Source organism: Vibrio sp. J502 (genome assembly GCF_025397955.1).
Classification (GTDB): domain Bacteria; phylum Pseudomonadota; class Gammaproteobacteria; order Enterobacterales; family Vibrionaceae; genus Vibrio; species Vibrio anguillarum.
This window is the reverse complement of record NZ_CP104555.1, coordinates 569,937-593,180: the sequence shown is the minus strand read 5'-3', so window position 1 is coordinate 593,180 and position 23,244 is coordinate 569,937. Positions and strand designations below refer to the sequence as shown.

18 protein-coding genes and 2 pseudogenes are annotated in these 23,244 nt (G+C 43.3%); 8 read left to right on the top strand and 12 right to left on the bottom strand.

What is annotated here, in order from left to right; genetic code table 11:
* Positions 1-88: 88 nt before the first annotated feature.
* Positions 89-1,180 carry a ketoacyl-ACP synthase III gene (locus tag N5E84_RS18320; protein ID WP_026027878.1) on the bottom strand — a complete coding sequence of 364 codons (1,092 nt, stop codon included), beginning with the start codon at positions 1,178-1,180 and terminating at the stop codon, positions 89-91.
* A gap of 189 nt (positions 1,181-1,369) precedes the next feature.
* On the opposite strand from N5E84_RS18320, the pseudogene N5E84_RS18315 reads away from it, so the two are divergent.
* Positions 1,370-1,597: pseudogene (locus tag N5E84_RS18315) on the top strand (thioredoxin domain-containing protein); the annotation flags it as partial.
* A gap of 485 nt (positions 1,598-2,082) precedes the next feature.
* On the opposite strand, the gene N5E84_RS18310 reads toward N5E84_RS18315, so the two are convergent.
* On the bottom strand, positions 2,083-4,401 hold the full coding sequence (locus tag N5E84_RS18310; RefSeq protein WP_019282231.1) for a YecA family protein: 2,319 nt from the start codon (positions 4,399-4,401) through the stop codon (positions 2,083-2,085).
* Between the two features lie 231 nt (positions 4,402-4,632).
* On the opposite strand from N5E84_RS18310, the gene tnpA reads away from it, so the two are divergent.
* The 3 genes from tnpA to N5E84_RS18295 are packed head-to-tail and all read left to right on the top strand — an operon-like array spanning position 4,633 to position 6,895.
* Positions 4,633-4,953: an IS66 family insertion sequence element accessory protein TnpA gene (gene tnpA / locus N5E84_RS18305; protein ID WP_019283194.1), complete on the top strand. Its 321-nt coding sequence runs from the start codon at positions 4,633-4,635 to the stop codon at positions 4,951-4,953.
* Positions 4,950-5,303 carry an IS66 family insertion sequence element accessory protein TnpB gene (gene tnpB, locus N5E84_RS18300; protein ID WP_019283195.1) on the top strand — a complete coding sequence of 118 codons (354 nt, stop codon included), beginning with the start codon at positions 4,950-4,952 and terminating at the stop codon, positions 5,301-5,303. Before tnpA ends, tnpB begins: the two co-directional genes overlap by 4 nt.
* A gap of 59 nt (positions 5,304-5,362) precedes the next feature.
* On the top strand, positions 5,363-6,895 hold the full coding sequence (locus tag N5E84_RS18295) for an IS66-like element ISVa11 family transposase (protein ID WP_069211897.1): 1,533 nt from the start codon (positions 5,363-5,365) through the stop codon (positions 6,893-6,895).
* A 266-nt stretch (positions 6,896-7,161) separates the two neighbouring features.
* On the opposite strand, the gene N5E84_RS18290 is transcribed toward N5E84_RS18295, so the two are convergent.
* From N5E84_RS18290 to N5E84_RS18275, 4 genes are read right to left on the bottom strand one after another with little or no spacing between them, the layout of a single operon-like run.
* A complete protein-coding gene (locus tag N5E84_RS18290; protein ID WP_069212258.1) occupies positions 7,162-8,616 on the bottom strand; it encodes a tyrosine-type recombinase/integrase in 1,455 nt (484 codons plus the stop codon).
* Positions 8,613-9,140: a hypothetical protein gene (locus N5E84_RS18285; RefSeq protein WP_234830729.1), complete on the bottom strand. Its 528-nt coding sequence runs from the start codon at positions 9,138-9,140 to the stop codon at positions 8,613-8,615. The genes N5E84_RS18290 and N5E84_RS18285 overlap by 4 nt, the downstream gene beginning before the upstream one ends.
* On the bottom strand, positions 9,140-11,608 hold the full coding sequence (locus tag N5E84_RS18280; RefSeq protein ID WP_019283174.1) for a hypothetical protein: 2,469 nt from the start codon (positions 11,606-11,608) through the stop codon (positions 9,140-9,142). The genes N5E84_RS18285 and N5E84_RS18280 overlap by 1 nt, the downstream gene beginning before the upstream one ends.
* Positions 11,602-13,962 carry a hypothetical protein gene (locus N5E84_RS18275; protein WP_019283175.1) on the bottom strand — a complete coding sequence of 787 codons (2,361 nt, stop codon included), beginning with the start codon at positions 13,960-13,962 and terminating at the stop codon, positions 11,602-11,604. Before N5E84_RS18275 ends, N5E84_RS18280 begins: the two co-directional genes overlap by 7 nt.
* Positions 13,963-14,115: 153 nt before the next feature.
* Between N5E84_RS18275 and N5E84_RS18270 the strand changes: the two are divergent.
* Both N5E84_RS18270 and N5E84_RS18265 read left to right on the top strand, forming a co-directional pair.
* Positions 14,116-14,340, top strand: a pseudogene (locus N5E84_RS18270) (thioredoxin domain-containing protein); the annotation flags it as partial.
* Between the two features lie 193 nt (positions 14,341-14,533).
* Positions 14,534-15,694, top strand: a complete 1,161-nt coding sequence (locus N5E84_RS18265) for an MFS transporter (protein ID WP_017043321.1) — start codon at positions 14,534-14,536, stop codon at positions 15,692-15,694.
* A 16-nt stretch (positions 15,695-15,710) separates the two neighbouring features.
* On the opposite strand, the gene N5E84_RS18260 is transcribed toward N5E84_RS18265, so the two are convergent.
* A complete protein-coding gene (locus N5E84_RS18260) occupies positions 15,711-16,115 on the bottom strand; it encodes a nitrous oxide-stimulated promoter family protein (protein ID WP_214650808.1) in 405 nt (134 codons plus the stop codon).
* A 97-nt stretch (positions 16,116-16,212) separates the two neighbouring features.
* On the opposite strand from N5E84_RS18260, the gene N5E84_RS18255 reads away from it, so the two are divergent.
* Positions 16,213-16,413: a DUF2986 domain-containing protein gene (locus tag N5E84_RS18255; protein WP_010319684.1), complete on the top strand. Its 201-nt coding sequence runs from the start codon at positions 16,213-16,215 to the stop codon at positions 16,411-16,413.
* Here the strand turns inward: N5E84_RS18255 and N5E84_RS18250 are convergent.
* The 5 genes from N5E84_RS18250 to nirB form a co-directional block, all read right to left on the bottom strand.
* Complete coding sequence (locus N5E84_RS18250; protein ID WP_010319683.1) at positions 16,402-16,875, bottom strand: NYN domain-containing protein; 474 nt, start codon at positions 16,873-16,875, stop codon at positions 16,402-16,404. The two genes, N5E84_RS18255 and N5E84_RS18250, sit on opposite strands and share 12 nt — an antisense overlap.
* Positions 16,876-16,938: 63 nt before the next feature.
* On the bottom strand, positions 16,939-17,694 hold the full coding sequence (gene cobA, locus N5E84_RS18245) for a uroporphyrinogen-III C-methyltransferase (protein WP_019283178.1): 756 nt from the start codon (positions 17,692-17,694) through the stop codon (positions 16,939-16,941).
* 68 nt (positions 17,695-17,762) lie between these two features.
* Positions 17,763-18,575, bottom strand: coding sequence for a formate/nitrite transporter family protein (locus tag N5E84_RS18240; RefSeq protein WP_029189754.1), 813 nt, complete (start codon positions 18,573-18,575; stop codon positions 17,763-17,765).
* A 142-nt stretch (positions 18,576-18,717) separates the two neighbouring features.
* Positions 18,718-19,053, bottom strand: a complete 336-nt coding sequence (nirD, locus tag N5E84_RS18235) for a nitrite reductase small subunit NirD (RefSeq protein ID WP_019283179.1) — start codon at positions 19,051-19,053, stop codon at positions 18,718-18,720.
* 2 nt (positions 19,054-19,055) lie between these two features.
* The gene (gene nirB, locus N5E84_RS18230) at positions 19,056-21,644 is read right to left on the bottom strand and encodes a nitrite reductase large subunit NirB (RefSeq protein WP_019283180.1); all 2,589 of its coding nucleotides are present in this window, start codon (positions 21,642-21,644) and stop codon (positions 19,056-19,058) included.
* 291 nt (positions 21,645-21,935) lie between these two features.
* Here nirB and N5E84_RS18225 point away from each other — a divergent pair, with 291 nt between their 5' ends.
* Positions 21,936-23,138 (top strand): IS256 family transposase, encoded by a 1,203-nt coding sequence (locus N5E84_RS18225; protein WP_095661319.1) that lies wholly within the window; start codon positions 21,936-21,938, stop codon positions 23,136-23,138.
* The last annotated feature ends 106 nt before the right edge of the window (positions 23,139-23,244 follow it).

Below are 23,244 nucleotides of genomic sequence, written 5' to 3'. Positions count from 1 at the left end.
TTATACACCTAGCATTGAGAGTAAAACAGGCCACATTGTGGCCTGTTTTCATACTGCTTGTACTGTGTGAACATTCGTTTTCTAAGCGTTATTTAGATAGCGGGCGCTGCTGGCAGTGCTCAATTGCATTGGCCAATAATTCTAACGCACTGGACTGAGACTCTGGTAACTGCGCTTGGCTACGGCTAATCGCGGTAACACGCTCGCCCCATTTGATGTGCCCAGCCCCCCAAGTTAAGCCCGCCCCGAAAGCAGCCACCAGCAGGTTATCATTCGGTTTGATTTTCCCTTGTTCTACCGCTTCACACAATGCAATAGGTACGGTCGCGGCAGACGTATTACCATAGTGTTGAATGTTAACGAATGCTTTATCTTGGCTAATACCTGATAAGTCACACAAGGTTTGAATGATGCGAATATTCGCTTGATGCGGGATCACCACATCGACTTGTTCGGTTGAAAGACCGGAACGCGCCAACACAGTTTGCGCCGCTGCGCCCATGCCTCGAACCGCGCGTTTAAAAATCTCTTTCCCAACAAAATCAAAATCCCAATACCCATTGTCAGCGGCAAAACGATCCATCGATGAGCCAAATTTAGGCACCGCCAAAATATCACGCCCTTCTGCATCACAACCGATTTGTGCATCTTGCAAACCCACTACTTTATCGGTTTTACTCAAGACAACAGCACCAGCACCGTCACCAAACAACACGGCGGTATCACGTTTGGTCCAATCAATGTAAAAAGAGAGACGCTCAGCACCCACCACTAACGCATGGCGGTAATGGCTTGCTTGCATTAAACGCGTCGCAGTTTCTAATCCATAAACAAAACCGGTACAGGCTGCATTTAAGTCAAAAGCGGCTGCATTTTTAATCCCAAGGTTCTGCTGCACTTTCGAGGCAATATTTGGGATAAGAGAATCTGGCGAACAGGTTGCGATGATGATGAGATCAATCTCAGTTGCATCAATCCCAGCACAAGCGATGGCGTGTTGGGCAGCCACCGTAGCTAAATCCGAGGTATTCACATGGCTAATGCGGCGCTGTTCAATCCCGGTGCGAGTTTTAATCCACTCATCGGAAGTTTCAATAAAGGTGCTAAGGTCATGGTTTGAGAGCGTTGCAGGTGGTAGGCATTTACCCCAACCTGTAATTTCGGCATAGAATTTTGTCATTGTTAACCTGTTTTTGTTGTATTTTCTAATGCAATCCAAAGACCTAAAATTAAAAACTCATCGTATGAAAGAGAAATGAGACTCAAAAGGTCCTTTTGATGTCAGTCAGTATACGCGCTTTTACTCCGACGTTAAGTCTAGTGCGTCAAATGCGACTGGAACAAAACGCAAAAATAAAGAGAGGAAACCATGTCAACATTCAATACTCGTTGCCCTTCGTGTCACGCAATGAACCGAGTTCCGATAGAACGAGTGACAGAAAGCCCAAATTGCGGTAAATGCCAAGCTCCCCTATTTGATGGAGCGCCCATTGAAGGAACGGAAGCCAATTTCGAAGCACTACTTAATAGTCGCCAACCCGTTGTCGTCGATTTCTGGGCACCTTGGTGTAATCCGTGTTTTATTGATGTGGTAGCTGCTCAGTAAATATTGTCAAAAAATAAGCAGATTATGCCCTACTACCTAAATCTGTGTAGCGCATCGCTTCAAATACCAGCGGAACACTTTAACTCATATCGAGAACCCATTCTTTAAAAGCCACTTCTATAACTGGTTTAATTATCAATCATCAATTGACAATTAAGTATTCACATACAGTGCATAACCAATCAACATATTCATCTTTGTGTCAGTAGGTAACTAAGTTTGCTACCTAACAATACAGATTGGAACTTTTACACTAAGTTTGGAGGCTTTTTCTCTGGCTGTGCGTCACTGCCTGTTTTTTGCTCTGGCACATTTTTGGACAAAAGCTACTTAGAAGCTAAGTTCTTCTATTTGTCTTCGGATAATGTCAAGTAATGCAAATGGCTAGATGCCGTCATCGCTCACACCTAATTCAGTGACTAAACTCAGCGTACCACGACAAATCTCTCTTCAAGAGAAAGATAACTTCATATTTGCTAACGACCGTGGCATTTTTTATACTTTTTTCCGCTTCCACAAGGGCATGGTTCATTTCTGCCTATTTTCCGCTTTTTTTTAGGTTCTAAATAATGTTGTTTATTAACAGAGGTTGGGCTTTTGGTACGCTCTCTCATGCTTTGGGCTTCTTTATAAATGTGCTCATTAGATTCAGTTTGTTCAGTCGGCACATCAACCCTGAAATATTGGGCAGCTTCATAAACTCTGCCTTTCCCAACTTTAATAAGCATTCCCATTAGTTCTTTCGTATTAATAGAAATGGCAACTGCACTTGCCGTATCGTTGACCTTCTCCCACTCAACGTCATACTTGGAGTTTTGTATCCAAACAAAAATTGGCTTTCCTTCTCCGCCAAATGCGAAGTAACGTGCAGGGTGCTTTTCTATAGAGTTATCTAAATCAGAAAGGTATTTTCCAAAGCTAATACGAGTTTCCTCGCCAAAATCTCGAATAAGGCTGTCCACAGAAAGCCATCCAGGTTTGCGAGAAACATCTAGTGCCGTAAGTGCCTTCGAAACCGCATCAGGGAACTCCTGAGTAGGTATAGGGCTTGTGTCCCATTGCCCGCTTTCGAAAAATTTGTCGACAACACGACTTAATCCGTTACATATGACTAAACCAGAATTTTCGCTCTTAGTTTTTTCAATAATTTCCTGATCAAACCGATTGTTAGTTAGGTATGCTCCTAAATGATCAAACTCATCAAAAAGAAGCCCTTGTTTTACACCTGCAATTGCCTGACGCACTTCCATGTAATGCGCAAATATCCCTGGTGTAGGCAACATCCGTTTTAGAACAAAAAGATCATCGATTGAAATTGATACAAAGCTATGTTGTCCTAAGAGCGGTTTTACTTGTGGTAAGTTTTTAGAAAATGCTGAAAAGGGTGAGAATGATTCAACTGTTAATCCAATAGGGATCATTACACGGTAATCTGAATGGCGAAGTTTTCCTATCTCCTCATACTTTCCGTTGACTAGGTTGAATATTGAGACTTCATCCGCAGATTTTAAATATTCAAAAAAACGCTCACATTGTTTGTAAGCTTTTAATATCAAGTCTTTTATAGACTGTGAATGGCGTTTAAAATCGAGTTCGGGTGACGCTATTGTTGCAGCAGCTCCCGCTTTAGCCTCAACAAGGTAAAGTACATCATCAATTAAAACTAGTGTGTCATTCTCTGCCCATTGTTTAGTCTTGGGATCCTTATAATAGACTTCTTGATAAACGGTAGCATTAGCGAGCTGTTCAGCAAGTATTTCAGGAAAGGCAGCTTCGCTCATGACCTTCTGCCGCTCTTTAAACTGTTCTTTATATTCAGGTTTCTTTTGCAATAAATTGAAAAGAAGTGAACGGTAGCCAGCATCTCGAATAAAACAGGGGTCTACCGCATAATAGTCTTCATTAAGTTTGATTAGAGGTTTTTTTCTGGCAGGTAATGTCCTGTAAGGTGTGCCTGAGTAGTCACCATCACTGAAAAAATCGACCTCTTCACCACGTTGATACGCCAGATCAGCTAAAAATTCTGATGGTAATTTTGTATGCCTGCTAACATTTGCAATGCCACCTCTCAACATATCATCTACGGCTAAGCCTGCACGCTTTGTTTGTTGCGCATTTACTTCAACCCACTCTTCCATAACCTCTTCGAGCTGTTTTCCTTTCTCTGTCGCAAACCTTTGAGCGGCTTCAAATTGCTTAAGCATTTCTTCAATAGCGTTAGCTTGCCCTGTACGAGTTGTATTAGCTAACTGCTGAAATCCCTCTGCAATATCAACAGCTCCAACACCATAAATATCGTTTAAAATGTCATCATGTTGAGCGAGCACGTATTGATAAAACTCGCCCTCTAAAACCTGATATCGATTACCTCTGAGCATCACCCAAGATGATTTTGCGTGAAATTCGATATCCGCAGTATCAGAACCGAAGTCTTTATTATCAGTGTTTGCAGAGGACACCATAGCAAAGAACATTGCTTTTTCTCGTAAACTCCTACTAAGTGTAAACAGTTCGCTACATTTAGTTTCATCGAACTCTACATCATCAGGAGCAACATCTGATGCTAGAACCGCATGAACGTATTCCAATAAAAACTGAACTTCGTTTCTTTCTTCACTAGGAACCTCTGTATCGAGTTCAGGCGAAGTAGTGCTGTTACTCATCATCAACAGTTGGGCATAGATGTACCCTAGGAGTTCTTCTGGTGGCATTCCATTTACTAAAAGACGTATTTTGGCCGCAAGTTCTTTCATTTCTTTCAGAATGTCTGCCGCAACTTGTGCTTGTTCAATCAATTGAAGTACCTTATAGATAAAGTGGAAATTTAGCTCGTTACTGAACCGCTACGAAATCGATGGACACAAGCATGCCTGTACGATTACCCAACTATTGGCATATTGAGTCATAAAGGAAATTTGGTCAAATAATGAGATTCAAGAATGTTGCGTAAGCGCGTCATAAACCCCGCATTCTAATCACCTAGCCCGAATAATAAGATCAAACCTCCAACCCAAAGGAGATTTGAAATGGCCAAACGACGCACTAACCAAGAATGGCGAACCCTGTTCGAACACTATGAATCCAGCCAACTATCACAACGATTATTCTGTGAACGTAACGGACTGAGCCTCTCCACTTTTTACGCTAAGCGCCAACAGTTAAAGCACATCGAAAAACCGAACACGGTTGGCTTTGTTAAAGCAGAAGTCGTTGAAAAGACCACAAAGTATCAAGCCACTCACGTTGTCGTTGCCAATATGACGCTGCTCGTCAATGATGTTGAACTGAGCATCCCACAAGGCACGCCAGCGACCTATCTCGCAGAGCTTATCGGTGCGCTGTCATGAAACGTATGCTCAGTGCTCCCGAAATCTATCTCTATCGCGAAAGCGTCGATTTTAGAAAGTCCATCAACGGCCTCGCTGCGATTATCGAAAATGACACCGACTTGCCCTTGGGCAGCGGCGCACTGTTCCTGTTCACCAACAAACAGCGCGACAAAATCAAAGTGCTGTACTGGGATAAAACAGGCTTTGCTCTTTGGTACAAGCGCCTTGAAAAAGCCAAGTACAAGTGGCCATCAAAAGAGCAAAATGAGGTGTTTACCCTAACTCAATTCGAGCTTGACAGACTGCTTTCTGGCTTCACGATTATCGGCCATAAACCCGTTAGAATAAACGATTTTACAATGACTTAAGCGATAATATAGCCATATCCACCAAGCATTAACGGCATGATTTTAGTATAATCAATGCCATGAAAAAGACGCCAAATATCAACTCAGAAAGCCAAGATGTTGCCGAGCTACAAGCGATGGTGAAAGCGCTGTTGGCGTCAGAAACCCAATTGAAACAAGAGCGTCAATCGCTGCTTGAACAGCTCAAACTTGCCTTCGACCGTCAGTTCGCTAAACGCTCGGAGGCGTTAAAGCCTTACGATGAATCTCAAGGTGATCTCTTCAACGAAGCGGAGTGTGAGGCCGCTAAGGAAGAAGAGGTTGAAGTTGTCACAACGACCATCACAAAGAAGAAACGTGGTAAACGCAAACCACTGCCAAAGACCTTGCCTCGTGAAGTTATCGAACTCGATTTAAACGACGATGAAAAGCAGTGCACTTGCTGTCAACATAACCTGCATAAAATCGGTGAAGACCGTAGCGAGAAACTTGAGTTCACGCCAGCGGTACTAAAAGTGTTGGAATATGTTCGTCCTAAATATGCTTGCCGCCAATGCGAGCAAACAGAAGACAAAAACCACGTCGTTCAAAAGCCAGCGCCGCAAAGCATTATCCCGAAGAGCTTCGCCACAGAAAGCTTGTTGGCCAATATCATCCTCGGCAAATATCAATACGCGATGCCACTTTACCGCCAAGAATCCCTGTTTACCCAGTCGGGTATCGAACTCTCACGAACCACCATGGCAAGGTGGATTATCCAAGTCAGTGAGAAGTTCGCTCCACTTTACGCGGCCTTAAAAACGCACCTACTTGAGCAAGTGGTGATTCAGGCGGATGAAACGCCGCTCAATGTCCTCAAAGAAGATAAACAGTGTTATATGTGGCTTTACTGCTCGGGCGCAGACTCGCCTGAAGCCGCCCTCCCTAATGTGAGAAATATCGTCTTGTACGACTATCAAAACAGTCGAGCTAGGGCGTGCCCTGTTGCCTTCTTGGGGGATTACAGTGGTTATCTACAAACCGATGGCTATGGTGTTTATGATGGGCTTCATCTCGTCACCAATGTCGGTTGCTTGGCGCATGCTCGGCGCAAGTTCATGGAGGCGAAAAAGCTGCAAGGCAAAGGCAAGTCAGGCAAAGCGGATAGTGCATTGGCTAAAATCCAGAAACTCTATGGAATAGAATCACGCTTAAAAGGTGCCTGTGCCGAAAAACGGAAAGCAGAGCGCCAAGAGCATGCTAAGCCGATACTGGATGAGCTTTATGAATGGATGACAACTCAGAAAGTGCTTGAGTCTAGCCCGCTGGGTAAAGCGATAAAATACACGCTCGGTCAGTGGCCGAAGCTGAGCCGCTATATCGATGACGGTCACTTATCGATAGACAATAATCGTGCTGAACGCGCAATAAAACCGCTGGTTATAGGCAGAAAGAACTGGCTCTTCTCGACCAATCCCAATGGAGCTGAAGCGAGCGCGATGCTTTACAGTATCGTCGAGACAGCGAAAGCCAACGGCCTTATCCTTTACGACTACATGGTTAAGTGCATGAAAGAGCTAGCGAAATCTGAGCCTGATATCGATGCACTCCTGCCTTGGAACTTCCAACACTAACAATATCGCCCCGTGGGATCATGGGGCGGATACAATGTTGCGAGTAATGACTCTAAGTAAGAATGGGGCAGAAGTTTGTCGCGGTTAGTGAGAAAACAACTACTAAGAAAAACTTATGAGTTGAAAAGCAACTGAGAAGGATTTCTTCCTAGTTATCAGCACGGAATGGGGCATTTCTGCGTTACATGCCCCTTCGGCACGTCTCTGGACAGAAGCTTGCTAGAACAAGATGTATTTTAAATAGGCTCGCTGATTAAGTCTAAGTACTAATCTTTGTTATTCACAGACAGTTCATCTTTACTCTCATTAACTATGGCGGTATCAATATCTTTCTTAAATGCCGAAAGTAGTGATTTAACGCTCTGCATAGCTTGTACGGCTGTGAGTTCATTCCTTCCCATCTGAGACTCTATATCTTCGATTCTACGCTCTACACTCTCTACGGTTGTTTTTAGAGAGGCGGCACTATAAACCTTTGTATAACCGTGAAGTTGCTCCCAAGCTAGATCTAGATAAATATCTAATGAACTTATAAGGGTGTGACCTGAGAACTGCTGTAATTCTTTCTTGAACTGCATGGTATGAAGCACATTCTTTTTGAAATCATCTTTGCTGTTAATCTCTCTTGAGGCAAGAATGCGGTCTATCATCCAGTTGGTGAATCGAGAGTGTCTCCACAAATGCGGTGAAACACGACCTTCGATGCCGAGCTCCTTACCCCAACCACCGATGTACTTTTTCCATGTTTCCGCACTCAAGGGCTGACCGTCATTGAGATTAATGAAAAGGTAATTGTGCGTGACTCCATGCTTTTTCATAACCCGTTTTCTAACATCGAGATAGCTATCAATTTGGTCAAGGAATAAGTGGTCTACAGGAATATAGCGCTCATTAATATCATCGTTACGTTTTTTGAGTGTATCAATCCGTAAAGAACGTGTTGTTCTCGCTTCAACTACATCGCCGTATTGAAGCGAATGTAGCTCCTTCACACGCCCACCAGTGATTTCCATAGTCGTGTAAATCGCTTTATCACGATACCGTTTATCGTACTGCTCCCTTTTAGCTTGACGCTTTAATTTTTGGTCTTTGATGTGTGAAATGTCTTTCTTCTGGCTACAAATGTAATCCCATATTTTTAGCGCATCCGCTTGGCTAACAGGGTGACGTTTTTTGATAGCTCCCTTTTTTGGTAAAGAAGCGTGGGTTATTGTGATGACTTCTTTTTTGTTTTTTCTACCCTCGATAAAAATAGAATGTCTCTTCTCGATGATAGATATGGCGCAAACGTCTTTCTGACCAATAAAGTTATTTAAATCATGAAATTGCTGAATAAATTGAAGAAACCGAATGCAAGTCTCACCAATTTTCGCCACCTCTGTAGATGTTCGTTGAGGCTCACCATTGGGTTTCGTTTCAACTGTGAGGTTTTGAATGAAAAGTCTAAAAGATGCATCAGTTAGTTGGCTAAACCGACTTAATAAAGGTTGGTTTTCTATAAAACGAATTAAATGCACAAGGTAGCTTGCATACGTTTTTAAAGTCGAAGCTTTTAGATTTCTCTGCACAGTTAAGTGGTGCATAAATGCGTTAGCTTCTACGCATGGTTTATAGGTAGAGTAACTAAGAAACGGCACATCAATGGGTTTTAACTTTCTTGCTTCTGAAGGTACACCTAGGTGCGTCCAGAGCTCGACATCTTTTAGCGTACTAGAAATCATATTTCGCCTTCGAAATAGAGGTCACTGACATTTTGGATTTGCTCATTTGCGGTACGATACAACTCCCAGCGTTCTTGTTCAGAGCCTTTGTGCATGGCGAGTGCCTTAATCTTAGAGCGCGATTCACGAAGTAAGGCAGTAAGCAACATGTTCTCTCGCTGCAAGGCATCTATCTCTTTCTTCTGCTCAACGATGCGCTGCTGTTTGCCTGCATGGGTGGTTATGCTGCCTTTACGTGACTTATTGCCTTTAATTTCAAACTCAAGGGCAATCACAGCGTTTTTACGTAAATCATCAATCTCATTAAAGCCTCCACCGATAACTTCATCAGCGTTCGCCTTAAAGGTGTTTAACGCGCATCGCTCTATATTACGTTCTTGAGACTCAAACTTAGCAAGTCCACCTTGTGATTTCAGTTGTTTGAGTAAGGTTTTATCCTCATAAAATGACTTTGGAGCTTTAATGATTTCCTTTAGAAAGTCTCTTGTTTTTAAGACTTTAAGCAGGTTCTTTTCCTTATCCATCATTCTTCCTCTAACTCGTTAACTTGTAGAACAAGGTTAAAACTTTTCACCTCTTCACCATCAATCACTTCAGCATCATTCCATGTGAGATTTAAAGCAATTTTTCCATCTTCTAGCATGGTAAGCACTTCATTTTCTAACTCTTGCTCAGCATTAAGCTTTGAAATGTGTGGGACAGTTTTATATTCAGAAGTATCTTCGTAATCAAAAATGGCATCATCTAGCGTAGAGATAGAGAGTCTCGCCTTACTGTCAGCCGAGAGCCTTTTAGCGATAACCCCTCTAAGTATTTCAATTTCATCAGCGTTACTGATCATGCCTTTGCTGCGTGTAATGCTTTGCGCGATAACATTAGCTTGTGCACTCTTAATTACTGCTCCATCAACGTTCTCAGTAATGTAATTATGAAGGTGTTCTAAATCTGAATGCGCCAACATCCAGCGTAAAGCTTCCATATTTTCGTAACCCTTTGACCAGAAGAAAACGAGTGCAAAAAAGCGTCTTAATTGGTGCTGTCTCACGTAGTGGCGGCGATATTCATTATTGTCCATTTCAACCATTGCCGTTTCGAAATAATCACAGAGAGCATCAAACGAAGCATTAAATCTATCTGCGGTACGTTTTTTTAATTCAAAGGTTTGAGCTTTGACATTGCTAAACAAAACGAGGTCACTTTTCTTAGCAAGACCTTTTTCTATGGCTTGTCGGTTAAATTGCTCAAGCTGCCAAACAAATCGTGCGATTGACAAAGGAATAGGTCTTTTTTCATCAAGATTCTTCCCTTTAACGCCTGTTTTTTTGACCTTGAAGTGCAAATGCCACCGTTCGTTGTTATTGTCATAAGGGTTGGCCTCTCTAGAGACAGCGCCTTTGTCATCAATGTAAATAAGGTTTCCAAATGGTTTGAGTTGAACCAATTCATCTTGTCTCCTTGCCATGACTACGCCAAGTAACAATTGAATTGCACCTTGTAGAACCTCAAACATCTCCAGCATAGATTCGTTATTTCGAATGCGCTCATATCGATTTTCAGTAGTTAAAAGTATGCACTCAAACTGTTGAATGCCAAGCGATTTAAATTTGGAATCGACCCTATCCATCACTTCAAATTGAAGCCAATGTCCTTGCTCACTTGAAGGTAAATGGCGATGAAGTTCTTCATTAAATGCGTTTAAATTATAATGAGGTCGGTGAGGGTTAGAGTGAGATTTGGTTGATTTTGTGCTTGCTTCTATCAATAGCTCCAGTACATTTTCCCAAAAGCATCTTTCATTCTCGTTGGGCGCAGGGCAAAACTGCTCTAATAGCTCGTAGCTGTTTCTAAATAAGTTAAAAACAAACTTAGGGGGCAGCGTTTTAGTGCGACCTTGCTTTCTAAGCGTTGTGATGCGAGTAATAGAATCAGTAGAAACATCATCAGAAACAGGGTTCACCGTACAGGCGTTATTCTTATCAAGGTTAGTGTTAATAAGTTTTATTACCTTGACCCACTCATGAAGGTGTTTCTTAGAAATGCCACTACCTTTCTCGCTATTCTGCACGGCTTTAAATTCAGTGCGGATGGCAATAGGCTTTAATTCTAATTCAGGGTAAACGCTAGGACTAAGAGCTGTTTTTAAGGTTTTTCCACTAAAAAGCATCTCAGTCAAAAAAGTGTTATTTCCTTGAGATTTTCTATCCCCATATTTATCACGAGAATTATGAACGTAATAGCGATGTTGGTGAAGCCAACAACAAGCTTTTACTCTGTCTTTTAAGTTTAAGATAATGTCATCGCTAGCAACTTCTCTTGTTACATGAGGGTACTTTGCAACAAAGACATTTATATCGTCTTGCGATACTACTACATAATCCAAGAGGGTCTTAATGCGGTGATTAACTTGGTATAGGTCATTGATAACTGAACCACTGTGTTCAGCAATAGTCATTAACACCCCCATCCAGAAAGCATCATCGACTTTTTGAAGGTGGAGCTTCGAGAGTTTTAATGCGGCACTGTTGAGCAAAATAACATCAATCAATGTCAGTATGTTGTCGAGTTTTCTTGAAGCAAACTTTGGTGATGTTAGTTTGCCGCCATTTTCAAAGGGGTTATCGCAAGCAATGGCCCAATACTTGAAAGCATTTAAAAGTGGTTGGTGTTTCTTGCTTGTGAGTCGCTCTCCGTCATCTAAAATGACATCACTCCAGCGAATTTCTTTGATGCTCTTTTGGTGTTCAAATTTAATTTGTGTAACGTCATCGTAGAAATCAGAAAGCCACCATTCAGGCAAGTGATTGTCAGTGGATGGGATGCCTGTATGTAGCTCAGAGACAAGCGAAAGCACTCGAAAATCATCTTTTTCAATGGCGTAGGAAGTCAGTTTCGACAGCGTATCAACGTGCATACCATTGAGTATTTCAGGATTATCTAAAATATCCTCCATTAGATCTTCGATACAAGCATAACTATCAACAGCAACTAGCATGAGATCGCGCCTTTAATGACATTTGGGTTGAGTGGGTTATTTATCGCCTCTGTATACATATCTTCGATGTCATCATTACCCTTGAAATCACCTTGTTCGAAACACCCTAAAAGGTAAACAGCGCAGTTATACCAATGCTCAACAAGCTCATCTTTAAAGTTGAGTTCACCTTTACTTGAATCGCCCTCTATAACCTTTTTAATGCTAATAAGGAGCTGAATCAAAGACACTGTTACCGTAAACACGATACTGTCAAAGAGGCTCAGCTCAGTATCCGATGTGGAGTTCTCAAACGCTTTGGCGTTCAAATCGGGAATATCAGCAATACCATGATTTTCAAGAAACTCTTCCATTTCTTCATAGGACATATTAACGGCATCAAGCAAATACAGTGAACCCTCCATTGCTTTTAAAATGATTGCTTTTTGAAACTGTCGAACAACACGCTCAGTGAAAAATTCCATAAGGGGTTTGGGCAGATAAGATTCAAGCAATTGAGGTTGTACTTCTTTATGCCCAAGGGCGTCAGCAACCGCACTTTGTGAGCGAGTTTCCAAGTAAATTTGTAGCCCTTTATGACGGCGAACTACCCTGTGAATCGAGGTACTTGAAATTAATTCGATTTCTTCACTCGATAAGCTATCATCATCCAAAATCTGATTGCTATAGCTAAAGAGATCCCTTAGACGCGACTGATGACGCCTATAGAGTTCGTGTTTAGACGTTGGTTTTACGGCTCGATATAGTGAGCAGGTCAACAACAGGTATTTCCAATCAGGATTTCCGATGGACTTAAGATGCTCTCTGGCTAATTGAGTATGCTCAATAATGAAATCAATAATCGATTTTGAGTATTCATTCAGAATGACATCTTGCTGAGCTAAGTTCCGACCTCTGCGCTCTTTTTCACTTGATAAGATGTATTGTTCGCCTGATTGAAAGTAACCACACTTTTTGCCATATTCATCAAACAGTTGAAGTTTCTGCAACCAGCTTGGCGTAATTTTAGGGTGCTCCATCACAAGAAGCGTTGTTAATGTTAGAAGCGTTGAGTTTGTTGGTAAATTAAGCTCTTTTGATAGTGCTCCTGTGTCGCCAACAAACCCAAGGAACGCATTGTACTCCCCACCAGTATATCCGTTGATACCATAATGATAAAAGGTGGCAATAGTATTCGCAAGGTCCTCACCACCGATAGAAAAACTACGCCTTCTTTCACCGCTTCCACCTTGATTGCCCAAAAGAGGCTTTACCAAGCCTTCATTACGAAGCTTTTCATTTCTGGATTGCAACTCTTTGAGCTTTTCAAAGTGTCTATCGAAAGCTTGGCGCATAAAACCCATAACTCGACTAAGCCGTATTTCAATGATATCTATCGCTTCTTCATCTTTGATATGTAGGGGAATGTTAGAGAACCAGATGAGCTTTTCTGAGTCACTAGGTTTACCACCTGTAGAGAAACTTGGTGGATTTTTTACAGTTTTAACATCAGGCTTAAGAAGTGGTTTGAGTGGGGATGGGTAAGTTTTCGTGTTGATAAATGCAGATTGATAACTAGCTATCGAATCTATGAAGTCTCTATTAAAGCCGTATAAATCATTACCTTTAGCGATACATTGCGTCAGTTGAATTTGATATGCCTTATAGAAGGTCGTGTGAACATGACTTGCACTTAAAAGTTTCTCAAAAGATTTAACCGAGCCACGAGTGTCCAGCATGGCAACAGAATTGAGCAAAGATACAAATCCTAATACCTTTCGATTCAGCGTACTGGTTTTTTGGGTAAGTGCATACGCTTTGAGATTTCCATTGATTTTTAAGGAAAAGTTACGACCATATCTTACGTAGAGTATATCGAGGTTAACCAATACTGTCTTACGGCTTTGGGAGGTAACTGTCCAGCCATTAAGGTATTCTAGTCTCTCACTGTGAATCGGTAACGCTTCATATTTCTCAATACAGCTTTGTGCATATTCGTTAATTTTCGCTCTTGAGAAAGAGAACTCAGTAAGTGTTATGCTGACTGATTTAGCTAATTCAATAAAAATATCAGAGAGAGTTTTTGAATATTCTCCTCTTGATTCTAATGATTTTTTACTAGTTGAATATATAAAACCGACTAGACAATCGAGATGCTCTTGCAGTTTATCTTTATTATTAATGATCTCAAGAGCGTTGAAGTTATCAAAACCTTGCGAGTAAACGAAAGCCGCATAGATATTCAAATGTTGTTCTATCCTTTGTTTTCTGTGCTTCGAGCAAGTTTTGTTTATCACTTCTTTTAATTGATTTCGGTATGGTTTAGCTAAAGCACTGGATAGAAGTGATAGGTTTGATAAGATTGTAGTATTCATACGTGAAATCATCCTTTTTGATAGCTAATTTAAAATTAGTTTTAGGATGACAAGTTGTCAATGAATGCTGTCAGCATCAAATCGGAATAGGCCCACTATATTAAATAGCCAATTAATACAATGACAAGTTATATGCATCCATTAACCCTAGTTGTGGGTTTTGCTCCTGTATTCAGTGATGCTGCGACGGAACGAAAAGGAAACATTCGCTTTATAAAAATTGATACTGAAAGTGAACAAAGCCTCGCCACAAAATTTCAAATTCGCAGCATTCCAACCATTATGGTGTTTAAAAATGGTCAACGAGTCGATATGATCAATGGCGCTTTACCAAAAAGTCAATTTGATCAATGGTTAAACCAAGCCATATTGAAATAATCTATCATTATAACCAATAATAAAGTTGGCATTTTTTATCGATTTATGCCAACTTTACTGCTCATTTCTCTTGCTTTATTTTCGATTAATAAAATTAATCGTTAAGAACATAATTTTTCGTTTTACCTTTCTCAATATCAGCTCCATATTCGCCGCAAAATATCCCATCAATTCTGGTTTTGAGGCAAAGTCAATGGACAACATCACTGTGAACGCGTCTTCACCTCGCATTTCCGTTCCGGTCATTGCGCTATCGCTTTATGCGATTGCCTCAGGCTATTTAATGAGCCTGATCCCATTGATGTTGCCGCACTACGGGCTTGAGAGTTCATTGGCAAGCTGGCTTGCCAGTGCCTTTTACGCTGGCTTATTGATCGGCGCATTAGTCGTTGAACCTGTTGTCAACCGCGTTGGCCACCGAAACGCTTTTGTATGGTGCTTAGCGCTGCTCATGTTAACCATTTTTGCATTACCTGCTCTGCACTATGCCAGTGCTTGGTTAGTGGCACGTTTTGTTGCTGGTATTGCGGTGGCGGGTGTCTTTGTTGTCGTCGAGTCTTGGCTATTACACGGTGATGAAAAAGGCCGAGCAAAACGCCTTGGTATTTATATGGCGGCGCTTTACGGCGGTACGGCATTGGGCCAATTAGGGATTGGTTATTTAGGCGTATCAGGCGGCGTGCCTTTCATTGCCATCATTACCTTGCTATTAATCGCCAGTTTGGTGTTGATTTACGGCGAATCTGATCAGCCATCAACTCAGCATGCCGTCAGCCTATCACTGAAACAGGTACTCAAACTAAACCATGCCGCCTTGCTCGGTTGCGGAGTTTCAGGGCTCACTTTGGGGGCTATCTACGGTCTAATGCCTGTTGAATTGGAACAACGCGGTATCAGCCATACCGATATTGGTAGCTTAATGGCGCTTGTAGTTTTAGGTGGCATGGCGGTGCAACCTATGGTGCCTTGGCTATCAAAGTTTTTGGGCCGAACACTATTAATGGCACTATTTTGCTTGATTGGCTCTGCGGCGATTACCATGACCTTGTTCGATTCAACGATGATGATATTAGCTGCCAGCTTGTTTTTCTTAGGTATGGCGACGTTTGCCCTTTACCCAATCGCCATCAACTTAGGTTGTGATAAGCTCGATGCCAATTACATTGTCTCAGCGACACAAGTTATGCTGTTTAGCTACAGTATCGGCTCCGTGGTTGGCCCCGTGATCGCTGATTGGTTTATGCAAAGATCGCAAGGCTTAATGGGTTATCTCTTTATTGCTTTACTGGCGACTTGTATTTATATGTTGGCTTCAAGCCTCAAAACTAAACGCCAATGGGTGGCGGGGAAATAATTCGCAGCAAAGCGAATCATATTTTATCGCAAGGCGTACGGTTCAATCGTTGATGGCGATTTGATGCATGCGCCTTTGGTTTTTCTGGTAGTGCACGTTTTTCATGCAGTAGATGGCGGATCGCCAATATAAGGTGAGAGAGCAACATTCTTGGCCCTGAGTAACGCATCACCAATCTCATTTGTTCTTTCGGCTCAGGCTTATAGCAATGAATTGGGCAACGGTTACAGGTGGGTTTATGTTGGCCATAAGGACAGCGATCTAAGCGTACTTGCGCATATTCCAACAAGGTTTTGCAACACGTACAGAGTCCAGATTGACAGCGATGATGGCGCTGACAATAAATGTTCACCATCGCCTCTACGGTGCGAAACTCACTGAGCAGCTCTCCCGTTAAAAGATCGCTATGCATTTTTTCCATTGCCAATAACTCCCATTGAGATCGCAGATAAAAACAAGTATCCTGCGCCACCTTGTTCCTCATGTACCCAAGACTTTGTGTCAAAGAGCAGACGACTATGAACCGCAAAAAGAAAATTAACCAAACACTGCAAAAGCATCTTAAAAAGAAGCATGCCAAGCTGCACGGCAGCAATAAGCCTCGTTATATTTCAAAAGCTGAACGTGAAAAATTAGACGCAGAGCAAGCCGCTTCAACCAGCACGGTAGATACCCAACATAGTGAGATTGTGCCTGCTGAAGGTGAGCTACAACAGTAAGTCTTGCTCGATTGGAACAAACTGGCTGGCGACATCAATAAGGCTTTGAGCCGTCAGCCTTGGCACTCCGTACACTTCTACTTTTTTGTTAAAACGCTGTTTAATCCGTTCGACCAATAGCTCGAAATCACCATCTCCTGATACCAGAACAATCACATCCGCTTGCTCTGCCAGCTCAATCGCATCGAGAGTAATACCGACATCCCAATCCCCTTTTGCACTGCCATCACGACGCTGAATGAAGGGCTTAAGCTGAACCTCAAAACCAATACCGCGCAAAATATGGTGGAACTGGCGCTGCTTAGGATCTTGGCTAGCAATCGCATAGGCATTGGCTTTAATCACCTCTCGCCCTTGAGTGGCTACATACCAAAATTGGTTGTAATCAAAATGCTGGCGGTACTTCTCTTTACAGGTGTAATAGACGTTTTGAACGTCGACAAGAATGGCAACTTTTTCCATGAGCTCTCTTCTCAAATAGAAACAAAAACAGCGGCCTGTTCGCCGCTGCTTTGCAAATTGCGCCTAGTATACGCCAAACCACTTCAATTTGTCGTGCAAGCGAGTCACACTGCCGACCACAATCAAGGCTGGGCTTTGTGCTTGTTGCGCTAAAAGGGGTAAATCGTCAAGCGAGCCCGTCAATACTCTCTGTTTATCTGTAGTGCCGCGTTCGATAATCGCGCAAGGCGTTTCTGCGCTCAGGCCAGCATCCAACAAGTTTCGTGTGATATTCGGGCACTGCTTTAACCCCATATAAAAAACCAAGGTTTGATTGTCTTGCGCTAAACATCGCCAATTGATCGCTTTACCTTCTTTTTGTAAGTGACCCGTAATGAACTGCACACTTTGCGCGTGATCACGGTGCGTCAGCGGAATCCCCGCGTAAGCCGTGCAGCCTGCTGCTGCCGTGATCCCCGGAACCACTTCATAAGCGATATGATGTTCAGCCAGCGTTTCGAGCTCTTCACCACCTCGGCCAAAAATAAAGGAATCGCCGCCTTTCAAACGGACAACTTTTTTACCTTCTTTGGCTTTATCGACCAGAATTTGGTTGATCTGATCTTGCGGCACACAATGAAAATCCAACTGTTTGCCAACGTAGATCATCTCCGCGCGGCTTGGCGCCAGATCTAAAATCGCTTGCGAAACTAAACGATCATACACCACCACTTGCGCTTGGCTGATCACGCGTAGCCCCTTAACCGTCAGTAGATCGGGATCGCCCGGCCCTGCGCCTACTAAAGAGACAAAACCGCGACTCGTTACACTGCTTACCATGATTACTCTCTACCTTATCGACAAAAGGATATCGTCATTAAGCGAGGTTAAACCTCACTTAACAATGGTTAGCCAAGGTTGCGTTGTGGCAAGGTTTTACCGTGAGTCATGTAAAGGCTTAACCCGGTAAATAACAAGCCGCCCACTAAGTTACCCAATGTGGCCGGAATTTGGTTCCACACCAACCAATCGACGATGGTGAATTTAGCGCCCAACATCATGCCAAGTGGGAACAGATACATGTTCACTACGGCGTGTTCAAAAACCAAACCGAAGAAGATAAAAATAGGTAACCACATTGCAACCACTTTGCCGCTCACAGTAGTTGATGTCATAGCACCGACAACACCTAGGCACACCATCCAGTTACACAAGATGCCTTTCACAAACACGGTGATCCAGCCATTAATACCGTGTTCGGCAAAGCCAAGTGTGCGAGCAGTAGACGCTTTGATAAACGCTTGCCCAACCGCGCTCGGCTCGATACTGAAATTCATGGTGAAGGTTAGCGCCACTAAAAAGGCGACGGCAACGGCACCGATTAAGTTACCTAGCCCAACCAAGCCCCAATTCCGTAGAACGCCCGCTTTGGTTACTCCGGCGCGTTTTTCAAACAAAGCTAAAGGCGCTAAAGCAAAAACACCCGTTAATAAATCAAAGCCCATTAGGTTCAAAATACAAAACCCCACAGGGAAGACCAGAGCGCCAACAATAGGCACTCCGGTTTGCACAGCCGCAGTAATGGCCACAGCGACGGCGATAGCAAGAATCGCCCCCGCCATAATGCCGCGAATCAGGGTATCGCGCGTTGACATGAAGATTTTGCTTTCGCCAGCGTCAATCATTGTTTGCACAAAATCGGCAGGTTTTACATAAGACATAATGGTCCTTATTGTCACCAAAGTTAAAATTAAAAAGGGAAATTGAATAGATAAAGGCTCCCAGCCATCGATGCTTCACCAAGAGAACTCGATGAACAAGGAACCTTTTTGCTATTGAATCTCATCGTCTCAAAAGCGGCTGTTAAGCCGCGACTTCGACCACACCGTCGGTGACTCGTGCGGCATAAGCTTTCACGCTAAAGCGTTCATCTTCCATACATTGGCCTGTTATGAGATTGAAACGCTGCTTTTTAAGCGGGCTTGCTACCCAGAACTGCTCTTGATGTTGGCAAATAAAACCGCGTGACAACACATTGGCTCGAGCAAAGGGATCCATATTGCTTATCGCCATCACTTCTTGCGCTTCAGTCGGACGGAAGATAGCCACTTGCTCACCATTCACCAGTGCACACACACCCGTTCCGGGAACAATGTCATTAATGTCACAGATGGCTTGAAATACTGTGTTATTGGCCATAGTTATTTCTCCAAAACAGGGGTAGAAATTGCTGAATCAGCAAGCGCAATGTGGAATATATCGCCTTTCGCTTCTGGGTGTTTTTCGCTATAAGTCGCAGGACGGTGCTGCTCACGAGCGCTGACGAACACGACGTTCTCATCGCGTAAATCAGAATTAATGAAGTGAGTAAAACGAGTTAATTGCTCAGGATGATTAAGCGTTTCTGTCCATTCACAGCGATAATCAGCAATAAGCTTCGCCACATCCACTTCGAGTTGATCGTTAATGCCCAACTTATCGTCCACAATCACTTCACGCAGGTAATCAACACCACCTTCTAGGTTGTCTAGCCACACTGAGGTGCGTTGTAATTTATCGGCTGTGCGAATGTAGAACATCATGAAACGGTCGATGTATTTCAGTAGTGTTGCTTCATCTAAATCAGAGGCCAGCAGATCCGCATGTCGAGGCTTCATACCACCATTACCGCAGACATACATATTCCAACCCGCATCGGTCGCGATCAGGCCTAAATCTTTCCCTTGCGCTTCGGCACATTCGCGGGTACAGCCTGAGACACCAAACTTCATTTTGTGTGGTGTACGGATACCTTTGTAGCGGTTTTCAATCAGCACACCCAAACCGACGCTGTCTTGCACACCAAAACGACACCACGTACTACCGACACACGTTTTTGCCATGCGCAGAGCTTTGGCATAGGCTTGGCCTGTCTCGTATCCAGCATCAATCAGTTTGCGCCAAATCTCAGGTAAATCGTCTTTTTGAGCACCAAACAGACCAATGCGCTGCGCGCCCGTCACTTTGGTGTAAAGTTTGTATTCTTGAGCGACATTCGCTAGCACCGCAAGCGCTTGTGGTGTGACTTCACCACCTGCCATGCGTGGGATCACCGAATAAGTACCGTCTTTTTGCATGTTGCCCAAGAAGTTATCATTGGTGTCTTGCAAACTGACCAGCGATGGCGAGAGCACATGATCCCCCCAACACGAGGCCAGAATCGAACCAATTGTTGGCTTACAGACTTCGCACCCATAGCCGCGACCATGTTTTGCCAACATCTCATCAAAACGTTTGATACCGTTAATGCGGATCAAATGGAACAGCTCTTGGCGTGAATACGCAAAGTGCTCACAAATGTCGTTTTTGACTTCCACACCCGATTTAGCCAGTTCCGCATTCAGAACCGACGTCACTAAAGGCACGCAACCACCACAACCGGTTCCTGCCCCTGTCACGGCTTTAATCGCGCCGAGCGTATGATGACCATCGGCCACGGCTTGGGCAATTTTCGCTTTAGTCACATCAAAACAAGAACAGATCACCGCAGTATCAGGTAGTGCATCCGCGCCTAATGCCGGTTTTTCAGCGCCAGCATGCGCGGGTAGAATCAAGGTGTCTGGGTGTTTGGGCAGCTCAATATCATTGAGTTTGAGTTGCAGTAAATCGCCGTAATCTGACGTGTCGCCGACTAAAACTGCACCAAGCAGTTTTTTACCATCTTCAGAAACGATAATGCGCTTATAAACTTCATCTTCTTCATTTTGATAGACGTAGCTTTTACAACCCGGAGTTCGTCCATTGGCATCGCCAATCGATCCCACCTTCACACCCAGCAGTTTGAGCTTGGCGCTCATGTCTGCACCACTAAATTGGCTCTCATTGCCCACAAGATGATCAACCGCAACCGTTGCCATTTTGTAACCAGGAGCGACCAGACCGAAGAAAGTTTGATTCCAAGAAGCACATTCACCAATCGCGTAAATATCAGGATCGGATGTTTGGCAGTGATCGTTAATGGCAACGCCACCACGCGGCGCGATGTCTAAGCCCATTTCACGAGCTAATTTGTCCTGAGGACGTATCCCTGCGGAAAATACGATGAAGTCAACCTCCAAATCCGAACCGTCGGCAAATTTCATGGTATTACGAGCGGTCTCGCCTTGAGCAACGATCTCTAGCGTATTTTTGCTAGTGTGAACTTGCACCCCCATCCGCTCAATTTTATTACGCAGTTGTAAACCGCCTTGCAAGTCAAGTTGCTCAGCCATTAATACCGGAGCAAACTCAATCACATGGGTTTGTACGCCCAACGCTTTCAGCGCGCCAGCCGCTTCAAGGCCAAGTAAACCACCGCCTATCACTACGCCACTTTTGCTCTTTTTCGCGCACGTTTCGATAGCCTTTAGATCTTCAATGGTGCGGTAGACAAAGCAGTCTTTACTTTCATTGCCTTTGATCGGCGGTACAAAGGGATAAGAGCCCGTCGCTAAGACTAATTTGTCATAGCTCACTTCACGGCCAGTATTTGAATAGACCACGCGCTTTTCGCGGTTAATGTTAATCGCTCGCTCGCCCATCAAGACATTAATCGCATGTTTTTGATAGAAACCCGGCTTAACAAGCGAAAGCTCTTCAGCAGTATGGTGTGAAAAGTAGGAAGAAAGATGGACGCGATCGTAGGCAACACGCGGTTCCTCACAAAAAACCGTGACATCAACAGCCGATGCCTCCATTTTTTCGACCAAATCTTCGATATAGCGATGGCCAACCATGCCATTACCGATGACAACCAGCTTCATCCTGCTCATATGGGTTCCTAATTATGGTAACGTTTCATTGACCGAGATTTTTAATTATGAAAGAAAATGAATTACTGATGTAAATCAATTACAAACTCAAACTACCCTAAAGAGGTAGCCATAAAGAGGAATATCAGAGAGAAATAAACACCTTACCGTGAATACTAAGGGCCGACAGGTATAGGAAAATAATTAATATAGTATGATCGCTTCTAATCAAACTTGATCATTTACAACAAAATTTGGTAGTGTTTAGAAATCTGTGTCATTTCAGTATGATATACAAAACAGGAATGACACATGAACAAAGACTTCGATCTAGAACAAGCTATTAAAGCCCTTCAGTCAGGCCAAGACCTGACAGGTAAAGATGGCTTCTTAACTCCGCTCATTAAACAAATCACAGAAGCTGCTTTGAAAGCAGAACTCGAACAGCACCTTGAAGGTGATGAGCAACCTAACCGTAAGAACGGCTCAAGCAAGAAAACGATTAAGTCTTCTGTCGGCACGTTTGAACTGGATACCCCACGCGACCGCTCTGGAACATTTGAACCCCAGTTAGTTAAGAAGAACCAGACTAAATTGACCGATGAGATCGACCGTAAGATCCTATCCATGTTCTCGCTCGGTATGAGCTACCGTGATATCCGTGGTCACGTAGAAGATATGTATGGCATTGATGTCTCTGAGGCCACCATCACAGGTGTTACCGACCGTTTGATACCTGAGCTGAAGGAGTGGCAGCAACGTCCGCTCGATGCACTTTATCCCTTTGTCTGGCTTGATGCCATCCACTATAAAATCAAAGAAGACGGACGCTACGTTAGCAAAGCGATATACACAATATTGGGCTTAGATGTTGAGGGGAAAAAGGAGCTACTCGGTCTTTATCTGTCAGAGTCGGAAGGCGCTAATTACTGGCTCTCCGTGCTAACAGATCTGTATAACCGCGGCGTTGAAGATATCTTGATCGCCTGCGTAGATGGGCTAACAGGCTTCCCAGAAGCGATAGCAACCATCTATCCTGATACAGAAGTTCAGCAATGCATCATTCACCAAATCCGTAACTCTATGAAATATGTTGCCTCTAAGCATCAGAAGGCGTTTATGGCCGACTTGAAGCCAGTCTATCGGGCTGTCAGCAAAGAAGCGGCCGAGATGGAGTTGGATCGTTTGGAAGCCAAATGGGGACAGCAATACCCAATAGTGATTCGTTCCTGGCGGAACAAATGGGCAAATTTATCGGTTTACTTTAAATATCCAGAATACGTCCGAAAGGCTATTTACACGACAAATGCTATTGAAGCCGTACATCGCCAATTCCGTAAACTGACCAAAACTAAGGGTGGGTTCCCAAATGAAAATAGCTTGCTTAAGCTACTGTATGCTGGGATATTGAATGCTTCTAAGAAATGGACAATGCCAATACAGAATTGGAATATGACATTGTCTCAACTGGCGATTCATTTTGAAGGTCGCTTGGATGACGTCTTAGATATTTAGCCAAAATTAGCTGACACAGAATTCTGAACGCCCTCCAAAATTTGTCAGTTTTCCTCTGTCAAAGCACTTGGCAGAAGTTATATACGCAACGTAAACACGCTGCCCT

What these genes read in the sequence shown, in the direction of transcription:
- N5E84_RS18320 (WP_026027878.1), bottom strand. Translation starts at nt 1,180, where the DNA reads ATGACAAAATTCTATGCCGAAATTACAGGTTGGGGTAAATGCCTACCA.
- tnpA (WP_019283194.1), top strand. Translation starts at nt 4,633, where the DNA reads ATGGCCAAACGACGCACTAACCAAGAATGGCGAACCCTGTTCGAACAC.
- tnpB (WP_019283195.1), top strand. Translation starts at nt 4,950, where the DNA reads ATGAAACGTATGCTCAGTGCTCCCGAAATCTATCTCTATCGCGAAAGC.
- N5E84_RS18295 (WP_069211897.1), top strand. Translation starts at nt 5,363, where the DNA reads ATGAAAAAGACGCCAAATATCAACTCAGAAAGCCAAGATGTTGCCGAG.
- N5E84_RS18290 (WP_069212258.1), bottom strand. Translation starts at nt 8,616, where the DNA reads ATGATTTCTAGTACGCTAAAAGATGTCGAGCTCTGGACGCACCTAGGT.
- N5E84_RS18285 (WP_234830729.1), bottom strand. Translation starts at nt 9,140, where the DNA reads ATGGATAAGGAAAAGAACCTGCTTAAAGTCTTAAAAACAAGAGACTTT.
- N5E84_RS18280 (WP_019283174.1), bottom strand. Translation starts at nt 11,608, where the DNA reads ATGCTAGTTGCTGTTGATAGTTATGCTTGTATCGAAGATCTAATGGAG.
- N5E84_RS18275 (WP_019283175.1), bottom strand. Translation starts at nt 13,962, where the DNA reads ATGAATACTACAATCTTATCAAACCTATCACTTCTATCCAGTGCTTTA.
- N5E84_RS18265 (WP_017043321.1), top strand. Translation starts at nt 14,534, where the DNA reads ATGGACAACATCACTGTGAACGCGTCTTCACCTCGCATTTCCGTTCCG.
- N5E84_RS18260 (WP_214650808.1), bottom strand. Translation starts at nt 16,115, where the DNA reads ATGGAAAAAATGCATAGCGATCTTTTAACGGGAGAGCTGCTCAGTGAG.
- N5E84_RS18255 (WP_010319684.1), top strand. Translation starts at nt 16,213, where the DNA reads ATGAACCGCAAAAAGAAAATTAACCAAACACTGCAAAAGCATCTTAAA.
- N5E84_RS18250 (WP_010319683.1), bottom strand. Translation starts at nt 16,875, where the DNA reads ATGGAAAAAGTTGCCATTCTTGTCGACGTTCAAAACGTCTATTACACC.
- cobA (WP_019283178.1), bottom strand. Translation starts at nt 17,694, where the DNA reads ATGGTAAGCAGTGTAACGAGTCGCGGTTTTGTCTCTTTAGTAGGCGCA.
- N5E84_RS18240 (WP_029189754.1), bottom strand. Translation starts at nt 18,575, where the DNA reads ATGTCTTATGTAAAACCTGCCGATTTTGTGCAAACAATGATTGACGCT.
- nirD (WP_019283179.1), bottom strand. Translation starts at nt 19,053, where the DNA reads ATGGCCAATAACACAGTATTTCAAGCCATCTGTGACATTAATGACATT.
- nirB (WP_019283180.1), bottom strand. Translation starts at nt 21,644, where the DNA reads ATGAGCAGGATGAAGCTGGTTGTCATCGGTAATGGCATGGTTGGCCAT.
- N5E84_RS18225 (WP_095661319.1), top strand. Translation starts at nt 21,936, where the DNA reads ATGAACAAAGACTTCGATCTAGAACAAGCTATTAAAGCCCTTCAGTCA.